General features: G+C 45.0%; 17 protein-coding genes. 7 read left to right on the top strand and 10 right to left on the bottom strand.

The annotated features are described in order from the left end of the window. The first annotated feature begins 1 nt into the window (after position 1). Both ALT761_RS18230 and trmB read left to right on the top strand, forming a co-directional pair. Positions 2–814 carry an ABC transporter permease gene (locus ALT761_RS18230; RefSeq protein WP_126871723.1) on the top strand — a complete coding sequence of 271 codons (813 nt, stop codon included), beginning with the start codon at positions 2–4 and terminating at the stop codon, positions 812–814. After that, entirely contained in the window at positions 814–1494 is a 681-nt protein-coding gene (gene trmB / locus ALT761_RS18225) for a tRNA (guanine(46)-N(7))-methyltransferase TrmB (protein ID WP_126871724.1), read from the top strand. The genes ALT761_RS18230 and trmB overlap by 1 nt, the downstream gene beginning before the upstream one ends. A 24-nt stretch (positions 1495–1518) precedes the next feature. On the opposite strand, the gene ALT761_RS18220 is transcribed toward trmB, so the two are convergent. Further along, positions 1519–2238: an EAL domain-containing protein gene (locus ALT761_RS18220; protein ID WP_129740248.1), complete on the bottom strand. Its 720-nt coding sequence runs from the start codon at positions 2236–2238 to the stop codon at positions 1519–1521. A gap of 276 nt (positions 2239–2514) precedes the next feature. Here ALT761_RS18220 and panP point away from each other — a divergent pair, with 276 nt between their 5' ends. After that, positions 2515–4143 (top strand): pyridoxal-dependent aspartate 1-decarboxylase PanP, encoded by a 1629-nt coding sequence (panP, locus tag ALT761_RS18215; RefSeq protein WP_129740247.1) that lies wholly within the window; start codon positions 2515–2517, stop codon positions 4141–4143. 196 nt (positions 4144–4339) lie between these two features. Here panP and panC read toward each other — a convergent pair whose 3' ends face one another. From panC to sfsA, 7 genes are all read right to left on the bottom strand, one after another. Next, positions 4340–5188 (bottom strand): pantoate--beta-alanine ligase, encoded by an 849-nt coding sequence (panC, locus tag ALT761_RS18210; RefSeq protein ID WP_013786304.1) that lies wholly within the window; start codon positions 5186–5188, stop codon positions 4340–4342. A 12-nt stretch (positions 5189–5200) separates the two neighbouring features. Next, positions 5201–5995 carry a 3-methyl-2-oxobutanoate hydroxymethyltransferase gene (gene panB / locus ALT761_RS18205; protein ID WP_129740246.1) on the bottom strand — a complete coding sequence of 265 codons (795 nt, stop codon included), beginning with the start codon at positions 5993–5995 and terminating at the stop codon, positions 5201–5203. A gap of 50 nt (positions 5996–6045) precedes the next feature. Beyond that, positions 6046–6543, bottom strand: coding sequence for a 2-amino-4-hydroxy-6-hydroxymethyldihydropteridine diphosphokinase (gene folK / locus ALT761_RS18200; RefSeq protein WP_013786302.1), 498 nt, complete (start codon positions 6541–6543; stop codon positions 6046–6048). Next, entirely contained in the window at positions 6536–7852 is a 1317-nt protein-coding gene (gene pcnB, locus ALT761_RS18195) for a polynucleotide adenylyltransferase PcnB (protein ID WP_013786301.1), read from the bottom strand. The genes folK and pcnB overlap by 8 nt, the downstream gene beginning before the upstream one ends. 98 nt (positions 7853–7950) lie before the next feature. Beyond that, a complete protein-coding gene (gluQRS, locus tag ALT761_RS18190; protein WP_129740245.1) occupies positions 7951–9039 on the bottom strand; it encodes a tRNA glutamyl-Q(34) synthetase GluQRS in 1089 nt (362 codons plus the stop codon). A 68-nt stretch (positions 9040–9107) separates the two neighbouring features. Beyond that, entirely contained in the window at positions 9108–9557 is a 450-nt protein-coding gene (dksA, locus tag ALT761_RS18185) for an RNA polymerase-binding protein DksA (RefSeq protein ID WP_013786299.1), read from the bottom strand. 217 nt (positions 9558–9774) lie between these two features. Further along, entirely contained in the window at positions 9775–10476 is a 702-nt protein-coding gene (sfsA, locus tag ALT761_RS18180) for a DNA/RNA nuclease SfsA (protein WP_013786298.1), read from the bottom strand. 102 nt (positions 10477–10578) lie between these two features. Between sfsA and pepB the strand changes: the two genes are divergently transcribed. Then, a complete protein-coding gene (pepB, locus tag ALT761_RS18175) occupies positions 10579–11880 on the top strand; it encodes an aminopeptidase PepB (RefSeq protein WP_129740244.1) in 1302 nt (433 codons plus the stop codon). An 80-nt stretch (positions 11881–11960) separates the two neighbouring features. Here pepB and ALT761_RS18170 read toward each other — a convergent pair whose 3' ends face one another. Next, positions 11961–12143: a MerR family transcriptional regulator gene (locus tag ALT761_RS18170; RefSeq protein ID WP_013786295.1), complete on the bottom strand. Its 183-nt coding sequence runs from the start codon at positions 12141–12143 to the stop codon at positions 11961–11963. 316 nt (positions 12144–12459) lie between these two features. Between ALT761_RS18170 and ALT761_RS18165 the strand changes: the two genes are divergently transcribed. After that, complete coding sequence (locus tag ALT761_RS18165) at positions 12460–13062, top strand: YhgN family NAAT transporter (RefSeq protein ID WP_013786294.1); 603 nt, start codon at positions 12460–12462, stop codon at positions 13060–13062. Further along, positions 13062–13643, top strand: coding sequence for a YjaG family protein (locus ALT761_RS18160; protein ID WP_129740243.1), 582 nt, complete (start codon positions 13062–13064; stop codon positions 13641–13643). The genes ALT761_RS18165 and ALT761_RS18160 overlap by 1 nt, the downstream gene beginning before the upstream one ends. A gap of 50 nt (positions 13644–13693) precedes the next feature. Here the strand turns inward: ALT761_RS18160 and rsmD are convergent, their stop codons facing one another. After that, a complete protein-coding gene (gene rsmD, locus ALT761_RS18155) occupies positions 13694–14350 on the bottom strand; it encodes a 16S rRNA (guanine(966)-N(2))-methyltransferase RsmD (protein ID WP_129740242.1) in 657 nt (218 codons plus the stop codon). A gap of 66 nt (positions 14351–14416) precedes the next feature. On the opposite strand from rsmD, the gene ftsY reads away from it, so the two are divergent. Beyond that, entirely contained in the window at positions 14417–16033 is a 1617-nt protein-coding gene (ftsY, locus tag ALT761_RS18150) for a signal recognition particle-docking protein FtsY (RefSeq protein WP_129740241.1), read from the top strand. Positions 16034–16070 lie beyond the last annotated feature (37 nt).

Below are 16070 nucleotides of genomic sequence, written 5' to 3'. Positions count from 1 at the left end.
CATGAATTCACAAGCAAACACACAGTCGGAAGAAAAGATTGGCTGGTTCAAGCAAAACTATGTGGCGCTAACCACTATTTGGATAAAAGAGTGCACTCGCTTTTTACGCATTTGGATCCAAACCTTAGTGCCGCCCGCTATTACCATGAGTTTGTATTTCGTGATTTTCGGCAGCCTCATCGGTAACCGAATAGGCGAAATGGGCGGCTTTTCTTACATGGAGTTTATTGTTCCAGGTTTGATCATGATGTCGGTTATCACCAACTCATACGCAAATGTTTCGTCGTCTTTTTTCAGTGCGAAATTTCAGCGAAACATTGAAGAGTTATTGGTTTCTCCGGTGCCCACGTCGGTGATCATTCTAGGCTTCGTTGGTGGCGGTGTAGCAAGGGCTGTGCTAATTGGCATTATTGTTACCTTGGTATCGCTGTTCTTCGTTGATGTGCAAATACATCATATCGGTATCATTATTCTTACCGTACTACTGACCTCGTCATTGTTTTCAACGGCAGGGTTAATTAACGCCATTTTTGCAAAAACTTTCGATGATATTAGTGTTGTACCCACCTTCGTATTAACGCCGTTAACCTACCTTGGCGGCGTATTCTATTCACTTAGCTTATTACCAGAGTTTTGGCAGTGGGTGAGCAAGGCCAACCCTGTTGTGTATATGGTGAATGGTTTCCGCTACGGGTTCTTAGGTGTTTCAGATGTTGACGTTACCTTATCGTTAGCACTATTAGTGGGCTTTAATATTGTGCTGTTCGCTGTTGCTTATTACCTACTGAAAACAGGCAAAGGAATACGTAGCTAATGGCTAGCGGCAACTCCCGAAGCATCACAACGAATCAAGAAGGTGTGCACGAAAAGCTCGATGATTTAGTAAAGCGTTATAAGTCGTCTGAAAATCAGCGCCCCATTGGCGAGCATACGCAGCTCGCCTTCAATGAAGCAACCGAATGGCTTGACGGGTTTACCGGCGATATTATTTTAGACTCTTGCTGTGGCGTGGGTGAAAGCACAGCAAATATTGCTAAAGCGAACCCTGATTGCCGTGTTATTGGCTTAGATAAATCGGCGCAGCGGGTGGACAAACATCAGCATTATTCAGCGGGGCAAGATAATTATCGGGTTATTCGCGCCGATGTGAATGACTTTTGGCGTTTGGTTAATAGGGCAAATTGGAAGGTAAGCCAGCATTGCTTGTTCTATCCAAACCCTTATCCGAAGAAAACCCAGGTGCAAAAGCGCTGGCACGGTAGTGCTGCCATGGCCGATTTAATGGCGATCACCCCGAATATTGAAGTGCGTAGTAATTGGTTGGTTTACTTAATGGAGTTTGCTCAAGCTGCTACGCATTACGGCTTGGTGTCGAATTTAACTGAAATTACATCTGATAATGCCATGACCCCATTTGAACGCAAATATCGCGCTAGCGGCCAACACTGCTGGTCGCTTAATTGCTATTCAGAAGAGGCCGATGGCGGGGCGTAGAATAGTAGAGAACAGCACCCGCGCCTAGTGATGGGGGGTATTCGGTTGCGGAGGACTAAAGACATAGCCTTGCGCGTACTGAATGGGCAGTTTGTTTACACTTTCAAGCAGTAAATCTGTTTCAATATGTTCTGCTACCACGCTAATAGCGCGCACTTGGCAAAGTTCAAGCAAATTATCGACGTAATCCTGCACCGCCTCGTCTTGTTCATAGTGGCTTATCAAGCCACCGGCTAACTTAATGCCCTTAATCGGCATATTTAATATTGCATTAATGTTGCCGGGGTTTTCACCCACATTATCTAAGAAAACGCCAAGCCCTGCCTCAGCGCTTCTCTCAACAAACGCTTGCATTAACGCTGGGTGGGTTAATGCACTGGCTGCACTTATCTCAATGCTGACTCTTTCTGGGTTTGGGTAATTTGTTAAATGGGAAAGTAGCGTGTCAGCCAGGTTGTCGTTTAGTAAATCTCGCGCGCTTATATTAATACTCCAAGGTACTTGTACATGGCGGAAGTAACGGGCACTTTGGCAGAACATGGCTTCGGTAAGCGCTTTAACGTGTTGTTCTCGTTCAATTAGGTAGAGAAATTCGCTAGGCAAAAAGGTTTTGTCTTCGGCAGTAATTAAACGCGCTAAGCACTCGTAACGCCACACACGCTTCGACCTTAAATCCATGATAGGTTGAAAGTAGGGTACGATATCATTAATAGACACGGTTTTACTTACGGCTCTTATTGGCACATTACAGCCTTTATTTTTATTCGTATGTATAGGCAAAATATAGCACTACCCGTCATAATTTGAGAAGTTTAGATTACTTCACTGTATTGATAGTGAATTATCACCACAAAATATCTTGTACTGATACACGGTCAAATCATCGGGATACGCTTGGCGTAGTGGGCAATCTGAGGTAAAGTTCGTGACCCTGAAAGTATTATGATTGCTTTCAGCGTAGGCAACGAAGTTGGGTTGTATTTTCTTGAAAAAGAGTCATTTCAAAGTGAGGTCGGTTGAGTGGGTGAAGCGCAAGTTAGTCTAGAGCACTTGTTTAGGGTCTTTACCAAGCCTGAACACAAAGACTCAAAGATGGCTCAAATTGAACAGCATTTATCTGACAATATCTTAGATTTTTTGTCGCAGCACGTTGTTACCAAAAAAACCTCGCTAGAAGAAATTGAGAAAGACTTCTCAGATTCAAAAGTACCTGAATCGCCAGAGTTTGTTTCAACCCATGCTGAAAGCTTACTCGATAAATTGGTTGCCCATTCGGTAAATACCTATTCGCCTACGTTTATCGGTCATATGACCTCCGCGCTTCCCTATTTTCATTTGCCCCTGTCTAAGTTGATGGTGGGGCTTAATCAGAACCTAGTGAAAATAGAAACCTCAAAGGCCTTCACGCCACTTGAGCGTCAAGTGCTAGGCATGATGCATAATCTCGTTTATGACGAATCGAAAGACTTCTACGATAGTCACTTACACAGCGCCAAACGCTCTTTAGGCGCCTTTTGTTCTGGTGGAACTATTGCCAATATTACCGCTTTGTGGGTCGCTAGAAATAAAATTTTGGGCCCGCAAGAGGGGTTTGCCGGTGTAGCAAAAGCAGGGCTTGCTGCGGCTTATCGTTTCCACGATATTAATCATCTTGGCGTTATGTGTAGTAAGCGTGGGCACTACTCCTTATCAAAAGCGGTGGATGCGTTAGGGTTAGGTCGCGATCAATTATTATCATTACCTGCGCCGAATCAAACTCTCGACCCTGAAAAAGCACTCGCCGCGGGTAAACGTTATCAGGAAGAAGGCAATAAGTTACTGGCCATTGTTGGCGTTGGTGGTACTACGGAAACAGGGCATGTCGACCCGCTTAACGAATTGGCTGACGTAGCCAAAGAATTAGGATGCTGGTTCCATGTGGATGCCGCGTGGGGTGGGGCAACCTTGTTCTCATCGCAATATAAACATCGCTTAAAAGGCATTGAGCGTGCTGACTCGGTCACAATTGATGCCCATAAACAAATGTATGTGCCAATGGGCGCAGGTATGGCGTTGTTTAAAAACCCTGAAGATGCCAATGCAGTGCGCCATCATGCACAATACATTCTGCGTGCAGGCTCTAAAGATTTAGGTGCGACTACGCTTGAAGGTTCGCGTAACGGCATGGCCATGATGGTATATTCTGCCATGCATATCTTTGGGCGCAGGGGCTATGAGCTATTAATCGACAGAAGCATCGAAAAAGCAGGCACCTTTGCAGATATGATTGCAAAGCACCCTGACTTTGAACTGACTACGTCACCTACACTCTCATTGCTAACGTATCGAGTTTGTCCCGCTGGCCTGCAAGAAAAGCTTAAATATGCGGATGAAGCCACTAAAGATAAGATTAACGAAAAGCTTGATAGGCTAACTGTAATTGTACAGAAGCAGCAACGGGAGGCAGGGAAGTCTTTTGTCTCTCGTACGCGCTTAGAAGCGCCAGAATACCCCACTAACTGTATTACTGTATTTAGGGTGGTGCTAGCGAACCCACTTACCAGCACACAGGATTTACGTAATATACTTAACGAGCAGCACGTCATCGCTACCGGCACTAAACTTTATAAAGAGTTGGTGAAGATGATAGAGACGATACCTGTTGCCTGATAAATCGGGTTGACTATTTAGGTTATTAGAAAGACGCATTACTAGCAGATAAAAACAGATACAAAAAAGCCCCCGCATGTGAATACGGGGGCTTTTTTTGTGGTGGTAATTGATAACGTATGGTGTAAAGCGTGTTATCAATACCAGCGCCTATATCTGAGTTTACACAAGCTTATACCTATGCCTACACCGATACCTAAACGTGAATTTGGAGGTTGTCGATAAGACGGGTGTTACCCAGAAACGCCGCCACTAAAATAACTAAGTGTGCATCGGTTTCTTTCGCAGGCTTTAGACTTTGAGCATTAACAATATGCACATAGTCATTTTTAAAGCCTGAGTCGGTTAGGATGTCTGCGAGGTCTGCCGCTAATGCGACATAATTTCTTTCGCCTGCTTCTATACGGGCTTTCAGTGATGTCATTTCACTGTAAATAGTAGCCGCAGTATGACGTTGCTCATCAGTTAAATAACCGTTACGCGAGCTTAAGGCCAAGCCAGATACATCACGCTCGGTGGGAATGCCATGAATGGTTACGCCCATAGAAAGGTCGCGCACCATGGTGCGAATAACCTGCAATTGTTGAAAGTCTTTTTCCCCGAAAAAAGCATCATGGGGGTGAACCATATTAAATAATTTGCTCACTACCGTGGCTACACCGCGAAAATGCCCTGGACGACTTGCACCACATAGAATATCCGAAATGTCGGGTACTTCTACTACCGTTTGGTGTTCAACCCCGCCTGGATACATATCGCTAACGCTGGGTAAAAATACTGCATCAACACCCGCTTCAATAAGCTTGGCTTTGTCTTCTTCAATGGTACGTGGGTATGCATCTAAATCTTCATTAGCACCAAATTGCATAGGGTTAACAAAAATACTCACTACCACTCGGGAATTATGTGCCTTGGCGCGTTTAACGAGTTTTAAGTGCCCGTTGTGTAGGTTTCCCATTGTGGGAACAAACCCAACAGTGCTACCACTGAATTTCCATTCAGTAGTTAGTTTTCGTAATGACGCAATGTCGTCAACAACCTTCATATTTAAACCTCGTTACTCAAAGCTGTGCTCAGGGGACGGGAAGGCACCACTTTGTACTTCTGCAATATACTGCTGAACCGCCTTGCGCATATCGCCCGTCTCGGCAAGGTAGTTTTTTGAAAACTTAGGCATGTAGTTGGCACTAATACCAAACATGTCATGCATTACCAGTATCTGGCCATCTGTATCATTTCCAGCGCCAATACCAATTACCGGTATAGTCAATGCTTCGCTTACGGCTTTGCCTAATGAAGACGGTACGCACTCTAGCACGAGTAGCTGAATACCTGCAGCTTCAAGCGCTTTCGCTTCTGCTAGCAGTTTTTCTGCTTTGTCGGCTTCACGGCCCTGTATTTTAAATCCGCCAAAAACGTGGACCGACTGTGGCGTGAGCCCTAAATGACCACATACAGGCACGCCACGCAAATTCAAACCCTGAATGGTTTCGCATAACCAGCTACCGCCTTCCATTTTAATCATGCTTGCACCTGCTGCCATGAGCTTAGCTGCATTCAAAAAAGTTTGTTCTGGTGTCGCGTAGGACATAAACGGCATGTCTGCTAACACGAAGGCACGTTCGGTACCTTTCCTTACGCTGCGCGTATGGTACTCAATATCTTCAATGGTCACCGGTAAGGTGTCGCTTTCTCCCTGAAGCACCATACCTAGCGAATCGCCAATTAGTAAGGCATCAATACCTTGCTCATCAAACATTTTAGCAAAGCTGGCATCGTAAGCTGTTAGTGAGGTAATTTTTTCGCCGGCTTGCTTCTTCTTAAGCAAACCAGAAACAGTAATTTTCTTCATAGCAACCTTCCAGGGAAAGAGTAATGTGGCGAACTATACGGATTTTGAAGCTAAATGGAAGCGCGCAGGCGTTTAAGGCCATCAAGTGAGCATTTAGCAACCCAGTGAGAGATGGGTTTTCCGTCAGGCATGACCATAGTTTGAGCTATTTCAAAGAGAGGAACTAGCACAAACTCACGTTCAGACATGCCAATATGTGGCACGGTAAGATCAGGCGTAGAAATTGTTTGGCTACCGTAAAGTAAAATGTCCAAATCGAGCGTTCTTGCGCCCCATCGCTGCCCTTTACGTTCTCGGCCAAAATCGTGTTCGGTGCGCTGTAATGCACTTAGCAATTTATCTGGCGCTAGCGTAGTTTCAATTAGCGATACCGCGTTAATGTAATCCGGTTGGTCTTGCGGACCCATAGGCTTACTAGAATACAGTGATGAGCACGTAAGCACGCGAGTACCTTCAAGTAGACCCAGCGCAATAAAGGCGTCTTCAACATGTTGAACAGGGTCGCCTAGGTTGCTGCCAATACCAATATAAACGTGCTCTTTATGCATCAGTATTTCTCGATGCTGGACGGCGTTTACGCTTTCTTGGTTTAGGGCCATCACCTTCTTGGCGACGTAAGTCGTTTAACATTTTCTTTTGCTTACCAGGTTCGCCGTGCTGAAAATGCGTCCACCACTGGGCTAGCTCCAATAGGGCTCCGCCTTCAACTTGCCCGCGAACTAATAGAAAATCGTAACCGGCACGAAATTTAGGGTGGGTTAACAGCTGAAAGGCACGACGGCCAAAGCGCTTAGGAAGGCGTTGCTGTAAAATCCAAATGTCTCGAATGACTGTGGAAAAACGCTTAGGGATCATAATGCGCTGGGTTTGCTTCGCAATCACTTCAGTTGATGCAAGGTTGAAAGCATCGTGGGCGCTTAGGCCAGACTCTGCCTGCATAATTTGCGCGCGTTCTTCTAACGGATACCAAAGTAATGCTGCATACAAAAATGCGGGTGTTACCCGTTGATCGTTATTAATTCTTTCATCAGTGTTTTGCAGTACTTTTCGTACAAACTGCATTTCACGGCTGTTTTCGTCTTCGATAAACGGCGCAAGTTGCGGGAATAAAGGTGCAATTAAGCCGTATTCTCGCAGCATCAAAAAGGTTTTCTCACCTTGACCAGATAAGAACAGCTTTAAGGTTTCTTCGAATAGTCGAGCGGCCGGAATATTATTTAGCAAGCTCGCGAGCTGCTTGATTGGTGCAGCAGTGTCGTCGCTTATACGCATTGAAAGCTTAGTCGCGAAACGCACGGCGCGAAGCATTCGAACTGGATCTTCACGATAACGAACTTCAGGGTCGCCAATTAAACGTACTTCACGCTTTTCAATTGCCTCTAGACCATTCGCAAAGTCTTTTACCGTGAAATCAGCCACACTGTAGTACATGGCATTAAATGTGAAATCGCGGCGCTCGGCATCTTCTTCAATACTGCCAAAAACATTATCTCTGACCAGTTGCCCATGGGCATCTCGTTTCGACACTGCTTTGTTCTTCGGTACTTCTTTGGCCTCAGGCTCTTCGCTGTGATGGCCACGAAAAGTGGCTACTTCTATTACTTCACGACCAAATACAATGTGAGCGAGTCTGAAACGACGGCCAATTAAACGGCAATTTCTAAATAGCCCCTTAATTTGTTCCGGTGTGGCATTGGTGGCCACATCAAAGTCCTTTGGCTCATGTCCCATCAAAATATCGCGAACACAACCTCCGACCAAATAGGACTCGAAGCCTGCTCCGTTAAGGCGATACATGACTTTCAACGCATTAGGGCTCACGTCTTCGCGAGAGATGCCGTGCTCCCCACGAGTCATAACACGAGGCTCTAGTACATTGTCAGCGGTATGTTCCTTAGTAAAGGCTCGCTTAACAGAATTGAAAACACGATGAATGATGGTGAAGTCTCCGAAGGTTATAAAGGATGGCTATAATAAGTGGATTCGTGCTCGCCCACAATAATTTCGGCTATTTTAGGTACTAATTTCCTATCCCAGCGCGATATTGCCATAGTAAGCAGTTGTGTGGCATTTTCAAATTCGTTCGCGTGATAGTCACCTTGGCCTAAAAAAGACAGGCCATTAACGATATTTTCCAGCACATTCTTGTTGTTAATGGGGGCAGCATGATTTTGTTTACTCAACTTTCGCCCTGGCGTCACAGCCGCAACCGGAATATGCCCATATTGTGGCACATTGCAGCCTAATGAACGATAAATAGCGCGTTGGAGCGGGGTGACATTTAAAAGGTCGCTGCCTCTAATAATGTCTGTTACACCCTGATATTCATCGTCTAATGCTACTACAAAGTTATAGGCGAAAAGCCCATCGCTGCGTTTAATCACAACATCTTCTGGTGCTGCGCTTAATGGTGATACTTCGCCAGCGCTTATTGAGCCATCTTCGCTTCTGCTACTGCTTTTGTCTCTGTGTTGTTCCGCTTCGGCAAAGCTAGATGAAGTTAAATCAGTGGATGTTGAATGGGCTTTAGATATTGCCCCTGTTTTATCGACCCTGCCCATAATACCGTCATCGAAGGCACTTAAGTGGCAATCGAGTTTTAAACGAATTGCTAAGCCTCGGGTATTTGGCGCTGATTCGGACACTGCCTGAGCGGTTAGGCCTAGTTCTCGACAATAGTGATTATCGTGCCCGCCATTTGCTTTTATTTGCTTGCGAGTACAGGCACAAAAGTAGGCTGAGTTGTCTGCTAGCAGGCTATCAAGTTTTGCCTGATACCTTGCATGCTGCTGTTGTTGATATAAAACGGGACCATCCCAGTGAAGGCCATGGCATTCAAGAGTATGCAAAATATCGCTATCGACACCAGGTAAACATCGAGGTGCGTCAATGTCTTCCATTCTAACTAACCATTGCCCGTTAAAATAACGTGCATCGAGGTAGCTAGCGAGCGCGGTAACTAAAGAGCCGAAATGAAGTTGCCCTGACGGCGAAGGCGCGAAGCGGCCGACATATAGAGGTGAGGAGTCGATTTTAGAAGGCATTAATAGAAATACTGTTACACACCCCTATAGTAAACACTAAGAGGCGTGTAACTTACTACGAAGGTTTATTAACCCTGTAGTTGCTTTTCTTTGATTTCTGCCATGGTCTTACAGTCGATACATAAATCGGCGGTAGGACGAGCTTCTAAGCGACGAATACCGATTTCAATGCCACATTGGTCACAAAAACCAAAGTCATCTTCTTCAATACGCTTAAGCGTCTTCTCAATCTTCTTGATCAATTTACGTTCGCGGTCGCGAGTTCGTAATTCAAGACTGAACTCTTCTTCTTGCGCAGCGCGGTCTACCGGGTCTGGAAAGTTTGCTGCTTCGTCTTTCATGTGCGTAACGGTGCGGTCAACTTCTTCACGAAGTTGGTTGCGCCATGCTTTAAGCAGTAAACGGAAGTGCTCCATTTGCGGCTCGCCCATGTACTCTTCGTCAGCGGTAGCCTGGTACGGCTGCAATCCTGCTAGTGCTAATAGCCCTAGGGATTTTGTCTCTTTTCCTGTTGGCATCTGCCACATCTCCTACACTACGACATCCATCTTGTCCTGAATGAATCGATTAACTAAATCAAAGCCGTTCATTACAAGCAATTGCTCGTGTCTATGTAATTATTATGCTGATGATATTGATTATAAGTCAGCACTGTTACTAGTTTACGTATTTCACGTTCTTCCAGTAAAACAAGGCGCAAATATGAAGGCGAAATGAAAAAAATCAACCTATTTTTCACACGTTTACTGGTAGTGTTTGATTTATAACTATTTTTTGTTCATCAATTGAACAGCTTGCTGCGAGGAACTTAACTCCTGATGCGACCGCGGTATTTACGGCGTCGGCGTAAACAGGATCAATATCTCGCGCTACTTGTACAGAATGCACGCCCGTATGCTGAACACAAAATAATAAGCAGGTACTTATACCTTGTTGAGAGAGTTCTGCAAGTTCTAAACAATGTTTTGCACCTCTGGCGGTTACCGCATCAGGAAAATATCCTTGGTTTCCCCGCGCCAGAGTGACAGATTTCACTTCAACATACTCAAGAGCGTCATCTTGACCGCAGGCAAAGTCGAAACGACTATTACCGCCAGGCGGTGTTACTTCAGCTTTCCAATGATTAATATCAGAAAATGCAGACAAGACCTTGTTATTTAGTGCCTCTGCCACCAATTTATTAGCATTGTGAGTATTAATGCCAATGAAATCGCCTTCGAAGGTTTGGGCAAGCTCCCAAGTATATTTTAACTTTCGCTTAGGATTGTCTGACTCGCTCAAATAGACGGTGTAGCCGGGTTCGGCGCATCCTGTCATCGCCCCCGTATTAGGGCAATGTGCAGTCACTATTGAGCCGTCTTCAAGTTCTACGTCGGCAAGAAACCGTTTATAGCGTTTAATTAAGGTGCCACGTAGTAGTGATGGCGAAAAAAACATAACAATTGGCCTATAACGACATGAATTTACATGCATTGCGTTGCTAGAACTAAACATCTACCCCAGCAATGAAACGCAAAAATATATAAGGATTAAAACGTAATGGCAGAATTTACCGTAAGCTTATCCTCAGATAAAGCCAATAGTGCGTGGGGAGAAAATACTAAGCTCTCTTTTGCTGAAAATGGTGCAGTAATCCATCTATCTGATGGTGATAGCAGCCAGGGTGGAAAGAATGAACGTACCATTCAGCAAGTGGCGCGTAAGCTTGATGGGTTAAATATTCCCGAAGTGGCCTTAACAGGCGAGTGGACCAAAGAGCAACAATGGGCTTTCGCGTTAAGTTTTACCCGAGCGCGCAATCCTTCAACTATCAAATGGGCAGACAACGACGACAAGCAGTGGCTAGAGCAAAACTACGCTGCTTTACTATTTACCCGTCAGTTAGTGAACGATACGCCTGAAGATTTAAGCCCTGAAACCCTAGCTCAGCGTGCAGCAGTTTGGTTGTCTGAATTAGGTAAAGAGCATGTGTCTTATACCATGACAGTGGGTGAAGAATTAAAAGATGCTGGTTGGACAGGTATTTATAACGTGGGCAGAGGCAGTGAACGCCCGCCTGTGATGTTAGAGCTAGACTACAATCCAACCGGTGATCCTGATGCCCCTGTTGAAGCGGTTCTGGTAGGGAAAGGTATAACCTTCGACAGTGGTGGTTACAGCATTAAATCAAGTGAAGGTATGCTTGATATGAAATGCGATATGGGCGGTGCCGCTACCGTAACCGGTGCATTAGGCTTGGCCATTAGCCAAGGTATTAGTAAGCGTTTGAAGCTCATTTTATGCTGTGCAGAAAACCTAATCAGTGGGCATGCTTATAAATTGGGAGATGTACTTACCTATAAAAACGGCGTGACCGTTGAAGTGGTTAATACCGATGCGGAAGGGCGTTTGGTATTGGCTGATGGGTTAATGGCAGCAACGGAAACGGGCGCGCCATTAATTATTGATGCAGCCACATTAACAGGGGCCGCCGTGGTGGCGTTAGGTTCTGATTACCACGCAGTATTTTCAATGGATGACAGCGCGCGTTCACAAATGCTAGCGGCAGCAAACGCTGAAAACGAACGTTTTTGGCCTCTGCCGATTGAATCGTTTCATGCCGATCGTTGCCCATCTGCCTTTGCAGATACCGCAAACAGCCGACCAATGAAAGGCGGCGGTGGCGGCGGTGCCTCTAACGCGGCAGGCTTTTTATCTCGGTTTGTAAACCCCGAAGGAAAAGGTTGGGTGCACTTAGATTTAGCGGCGGCTTATCATGGCGGTGCAACAGCAGAAATGCCAGTAGGTGCAACAGCCAAAGGAATTCGAAGCATTGCAAGAATGCTTCAAGACTTTAAATAAGTCGTAAACGGATGACGCCACCCTAAGGTGGCGACATCACTTAATTCAGTTTATCTGTTCAGATAAATATTTGCGGGTAATTAAATACCGCCCAAGCGCTCAGCAAGCACTTTGTAGCGCTCTACATCTGCGCTATCAAACAAGGCATTACCGTCAGTGTCTTTTTCTTTTGCCACCAATAGACTTTCTCTTTCTAAGCGTTCTACTCTTACTTCCTGAACACCTAAATAGGCCGCTACTTCTTTTACAGTCATCAAACTCATTCTGCTGGTTCCCAACGTTATTTTTTAAATTTACTCTCGTTGTAAGCGCCGCTACCGCTGCGATACCTCGGTGCGCTCAATTATTGAGGTACATTAATAATAAAATGACTCAATACAGAAATATGAGAATAGCTCAATTTTAAAGCTTTGCACTAGATGTATTTTTGTCCGCAACGGTTTCAAAGCGTTATAGTTAATATTTAAGCCTAAAATTGACAAATTACGAATGCTTTTTTGTACAATGCAGAAAATGATAGATATAAAAAGTATTCTTGCAGTCGGTGATACTCAGCAAGTTATTGGAGAATAAGAAAAAATGGATACTTGGTCAGCAGCCGTCATGTTATTCTTGATCATGGATCCTCTTGGTAATTTGCCTGTGTTCATGTCGGTTTTAAAGTCAATAGAACCCCGAAGACGGCAAATGATTCTTATCAGAGAGTTACTGTTTGCTTTAGGAATTTTATTTTTATTCCTATTTAGTGGCCAGTCGGTATTAAATTTCCTCAATGTTGAACAAGAAACGGTCAGCATTGCTGGTGGTATTATCTTATTTTTGATTGCGCTTAAAATGATTTTTCCGTCAGCTGGTAACCCTAGTGGGCTCGCCGTTGGCGAAGAGCCGTTCTTGGTGCCGCTGGCTATTCCAATGATTGCAGGGCCCTCAACATTAGCGGCTCTCATTCTTCTGGCAAACCAAAACCCAGATCGTATGTCTGACTGGGCACTTGCGCTTGGCGCCGCATGGTTAATAAGTGCAGTAATTTTGATGTTTTCAAATGTGTTTCATAAGCTATTAGGCGAACGTGGTCTAATTGCTATGGAACGATTAATGGGGATGATCCTCGTCATGATAGCCATTCAAATGCTTCTTGATGGTGCTACTCAATACTTTATGCATGCCACCGGAGCTAATTAATGGCAAAGCAAAAACTTAATACATTTGGGCGTGTGCGCATGCTTGAAGGATACAAAGCAGTTGCGTTTAGCGCAGCCTTGCTTGAACGAATGATCCCTAATTACGAGCTGTTCTGTGAGGTTACCGAATTTGGTGATAAAGAAGGTATTCGTAATTGTCTCAATCTTGTATGGGAGTCGGTTAAAGCACCTAAAAGTAAGTTCAATCTTGCAGTACAACTTGAAAAAGTGGAAGTGGCGACGCCCGATACTAGCGATTTTGATACCTATGGCGTGTATCCGGCTATTGATGCCGCCATTGGGTTGGCCGCGGTGCTTAACCTTATTGCAGGCGATGACCCACAAGGTGCGGTGGTCGTTAGCAAGCTTTCTCAAGGTAGTGTAGAGGCATACTTGTTAGAAAGCGGAGAAGCTGATGACGAAACCGTAAAAGAACACCCACTAATGGTGTTTGAAGTTGCAGTGCAAGAAGCGTTACTTGATTGTGTTGAAGCAGGAAAGTCTCCTGCTAGCACGGCTGATGCGCTTAAAGCGATTGCGCTAGAAGAAGGTATTTCGAATATAGGGCTCGATTTGGCGTAACGTTTTCGTGGTAAGGGCTTAACGCGTTTATCGCGAGACAAAGCGTTTTACTACTCTGCCTTTATCAAATAATAGCAAAGCGCCGATGTGCGCTTTTCTTTTATAATTTGCCAGTGGTTCGGCAAGGTAATAGGGGCAAGGGTTGATTCGTGCTCTACGTATAGTACCCCGTCGTTAGACAATAAGTTATTGCTTGCAATAGCCGATAAGGTTGGTTCAACCAGTCCTTTGTTAAAAGGCGGGTCGACAAACATAATGTCGAAACTTTTACCTGAAAAAGTGGGTAGAATTGCTAAGGCATCGCCCTGATGGACGTTGGCATTTTGTGTACTACTAGCGCTTAACAACGCCAAATTCTTTTTCAACTGTGTACTTGCCGATTTATCTAATTCAATAAAGTCACAAGAAAGGGCATAGCGCGATAGCGCTTCTAACCCCAAGCCCCCAGACCCTGCAAATACATCTAAGCACTTTGCGTCATTCAAATAAGGCATAAGCCAATTGAACAAGGTTTCTTTATTTCGGTCGGTGGTAGGGCGTAAACCTTCTGCGTCGAGAACCGGTAGCTTTCTTCCCCGCCATTGACCGCTAATAATGCGAATATGTCCGCCTTTCGCTTTTGCGTGGGTAGAATGTGATTTTTTTGCAGTTGAAGATGCCCTGAGTGGGCGAGAAACTCGCTTCATAGTCGCTGACAATGGTATCATGGGGTTATTCAATATTCGGCAAGTGTAGCCGAAATTGCCCAGTATTTATAAGGATTTGTCTTAACAATGTCGAAACTTTTTGGCTGGTTCGGTAAGAACAAAAAAGCAAATAAGCAAAAAGCACAGGAAAACCAAGATCAAAAGTCAGTTGATCAAAGCGCAGTTTTACCTGATGAATCACAAACTTCAGACGCCGAGCAGTCATCTAGCACTGTCGAGCCAGTGGCAAATGACACTGCCAAAAGCGACTTATCGGAAACTGCCCAGAGCGATCTATCAGAAGCCAAGAGCGATCTATCAGAAGCCCAGAGCGAGGTATCAGAAGCCCAGAGCGAATTATCGGAAACCGAGAGCGTTTCAACAGGGCTATCTGAGAGCGATTCAGTAGAAAGTACAGCACCAGTAGCAGACAAGCCGGTGACAGTCCCTGTCGAGAAAGAAGACACTGCGCCGGTAAGTGTGGTACCAGAAACGGTAGATGCAGTTGAAAGCGCCGATGAAGCTACCTTATCAGCGTCAGTCACTCACAACGAAGATGCCGAGGAGTCAATCCCAGAGCCAGTTCAGGAGCTTGCATCAAAGCAAGAAAACGAAGCACCTGTTGTTGAATCTTCTATTCAAACCGCTAGCGTTTCAGAAGCAGAAGCAGAAGCAGAAGCAGAAGCAGAAGCAGAAGCAGAAGTTACTGAAGTTGTTAGCGAGCCTGTTATTGAGGAAGCGCCAGCTCCGAAAGAGAAAAAATCACTCTTTTCGCGCCTTAAAGAAAGTTTGTCTCGCACTAAAGCAAATTTAGGTAGCGGGCTAGTTAGCCTTTTCAAAGGCAAGGCGATAGATGATGAATTATACGAAGATTTAGAAACCCAGTTATTGGTTGCTGATGTGGGAATGGATACCACGCAAAAAATCATCACCCACCTAACGGATAGCGCAAGCCGCAAAGATCTCAAAGACGCTGAGGCCTTACTGGATATCTTGAAACAGCAAATGGCGGGCATGCTTTCAAAGGTAAATGAACCGCTGAGCGATGCCATTAACGCCCACAATAGCGATGAAGGTCCATTCGTTATTCTAATGGTTGGCGTGAATGGGGTAGGTAAAACTACCACCATCGGTAAATTAGCTAAACAGTTCCAGCAGCAAGGCAAAAAAGTGATGCTTGCAGCGGGTGATACCTTTAGGGCTGCGGCTGTAGAGCAATTGCAGGTATGGGGTGAGCGAAATAGTATCCCAGTTATCGCGCAGCATACGGGAGCGGATAGTGCGTCAGTACTTTACGATGCGCTAGAAGCCGCGAAATCGCGCAAAACAGATATTCTTATCGCCGATACCGCAGGTCGTTTGCAGAATAAAGACAACTTGATGGAAGAGCTCAAGAAAGTGGTTCGTGTGATGAAAAAACTGAACCCTAACGCGCCTCACGAAGTTATGCTTACTCTCGATGCGGGCACAGGGCAAAATGCTATTAGCCAAGCGAAGTTATTCAATCAGGCTGTTGGGTTAACCGGTATTACCCTTACCAAACTAGACGGTACCGCAAAAGGTGGCGTTATCTTCTCAATTGCTGATAAATTTGGTATACCTATCAGATATATAGGGGTTGGTGAAGGTATTGATGACTTACGCCAGTTCGACGGCCAAGAATTTATTGATGCGCTATTTAGTGAAATTGACAGCGGCGAGTAGACAGCATTAATAGCTAATTACGGGAATAGGGTAGTAG

Origin of the sequence: Alteromonas sp. 76-1 (assembly GCF_900654235.1) — a bacterium.
Classification (GTDB): domain Bacteria; phylum Pseudomonadota; class Gammaproteobacteria; order Enterobacterales; family Alteromonadaceae; genus Alteromonas; species Alteromonas naphthalenivorans.
This window is presented reverse-complemented; position numbering and strand designations above follow the sequence as displayed.

Coding starts and splice junctions, on each gene's coding strand:
- ALT761_RS18230 (WP_126871723.1), top strand. CDS start 2: ATGAATTCACAAGCAAACACACAGTCGGAAGAAAAGATTGGCTGGTTC.
- trmB (WP_126871724.1), top strand. CDS start 814: ATGGCTAGCGGCAACTCCCGAAGCATCACAACGAATCAAGAAGGTGTG.
- panC (WP_013786304.1), bottom strand. CDS start 5,188: ATGAAGGTTGTTGACGACATTGCGTCATTACGAAAACTAACTACTGAA.
- panB (WP_129740246.1), bottom strand. CDS start 5,995: ATGAAGAAAATTACTGTTTCTGGTTTGCTTAAGAAGAAGCAAGCCGGC.
- folK (WP_013786302.1), bottom strand. CDS start 6,543: ATGCATAAAGAGCACGTTTATATTGGTATTGGCAGCAACCTAGGCGAC.
- pcnB (WP_013786301.1), bottom strand. CDS start 7,852: ATGACTCGTGGGGAGCACGGCATCTCTCGCGAAGACGTGAGCCCTAAT.
- gluQRS (WP_129740245.1), bottom strand. CDS start 9,039: ATGCCTTCTAAAATCGACTCCTCACCTCTATATGTCGGCCGCTTCGCG.
- dksA (WP_013786299.1), bottom strand. CDS start 9,557: ATGCCAACAGGAAAAGAGACAAAATCCCTAGGGCTATTAGCACTAGCA.
- sfsA (WP_013786298.1), bottom strand. CDS start 10,476: ATGTTTTTTTCGCCATCACTACTACGTGGCACCTTAATTAAACGCTAT.
- pepB (WP_129740244.1), top strand. CDS start 10,579: ATGGCAGAATTTACCGTAAGCTTATCCTCAGATAAAGCCAATAGTGCG.
- ALT761_RS18170 (WP_013786295.1), bottom strand. CDS start 12,143: ATGAGTTTGATGACTGTAAAAGAAGTAGCGGCCTATTTAGGTGTTCAG.
- ALT761_RS18165 (WP_013786294.1), top strand. CDS start 12,460: ATGGATACTTGGTCAGCAGCCGTCATGTTATTCTTGATCATGGATCCT.
- ALT761_RS18160 (WP_129740243.1), top strand. CDS start 13,062: ATGGCAAAGCAAAAACTTAATACATTTGGGCGTGTGCGCATGCTTGAA.
- rsmD (WP_129740242.1), bottom strand. CDS start 14,350: ATGATACCATTGTCAGCGACTATGAAGCGAGTTTCTCGCCCACTCAGG.
- ftsY (WP_129740241.1), top strand. CDS start 14,417: ATGTCGAAACTTTTTGGCTGGTTCGGTAAGAACAAAAAAGCAAATAAG.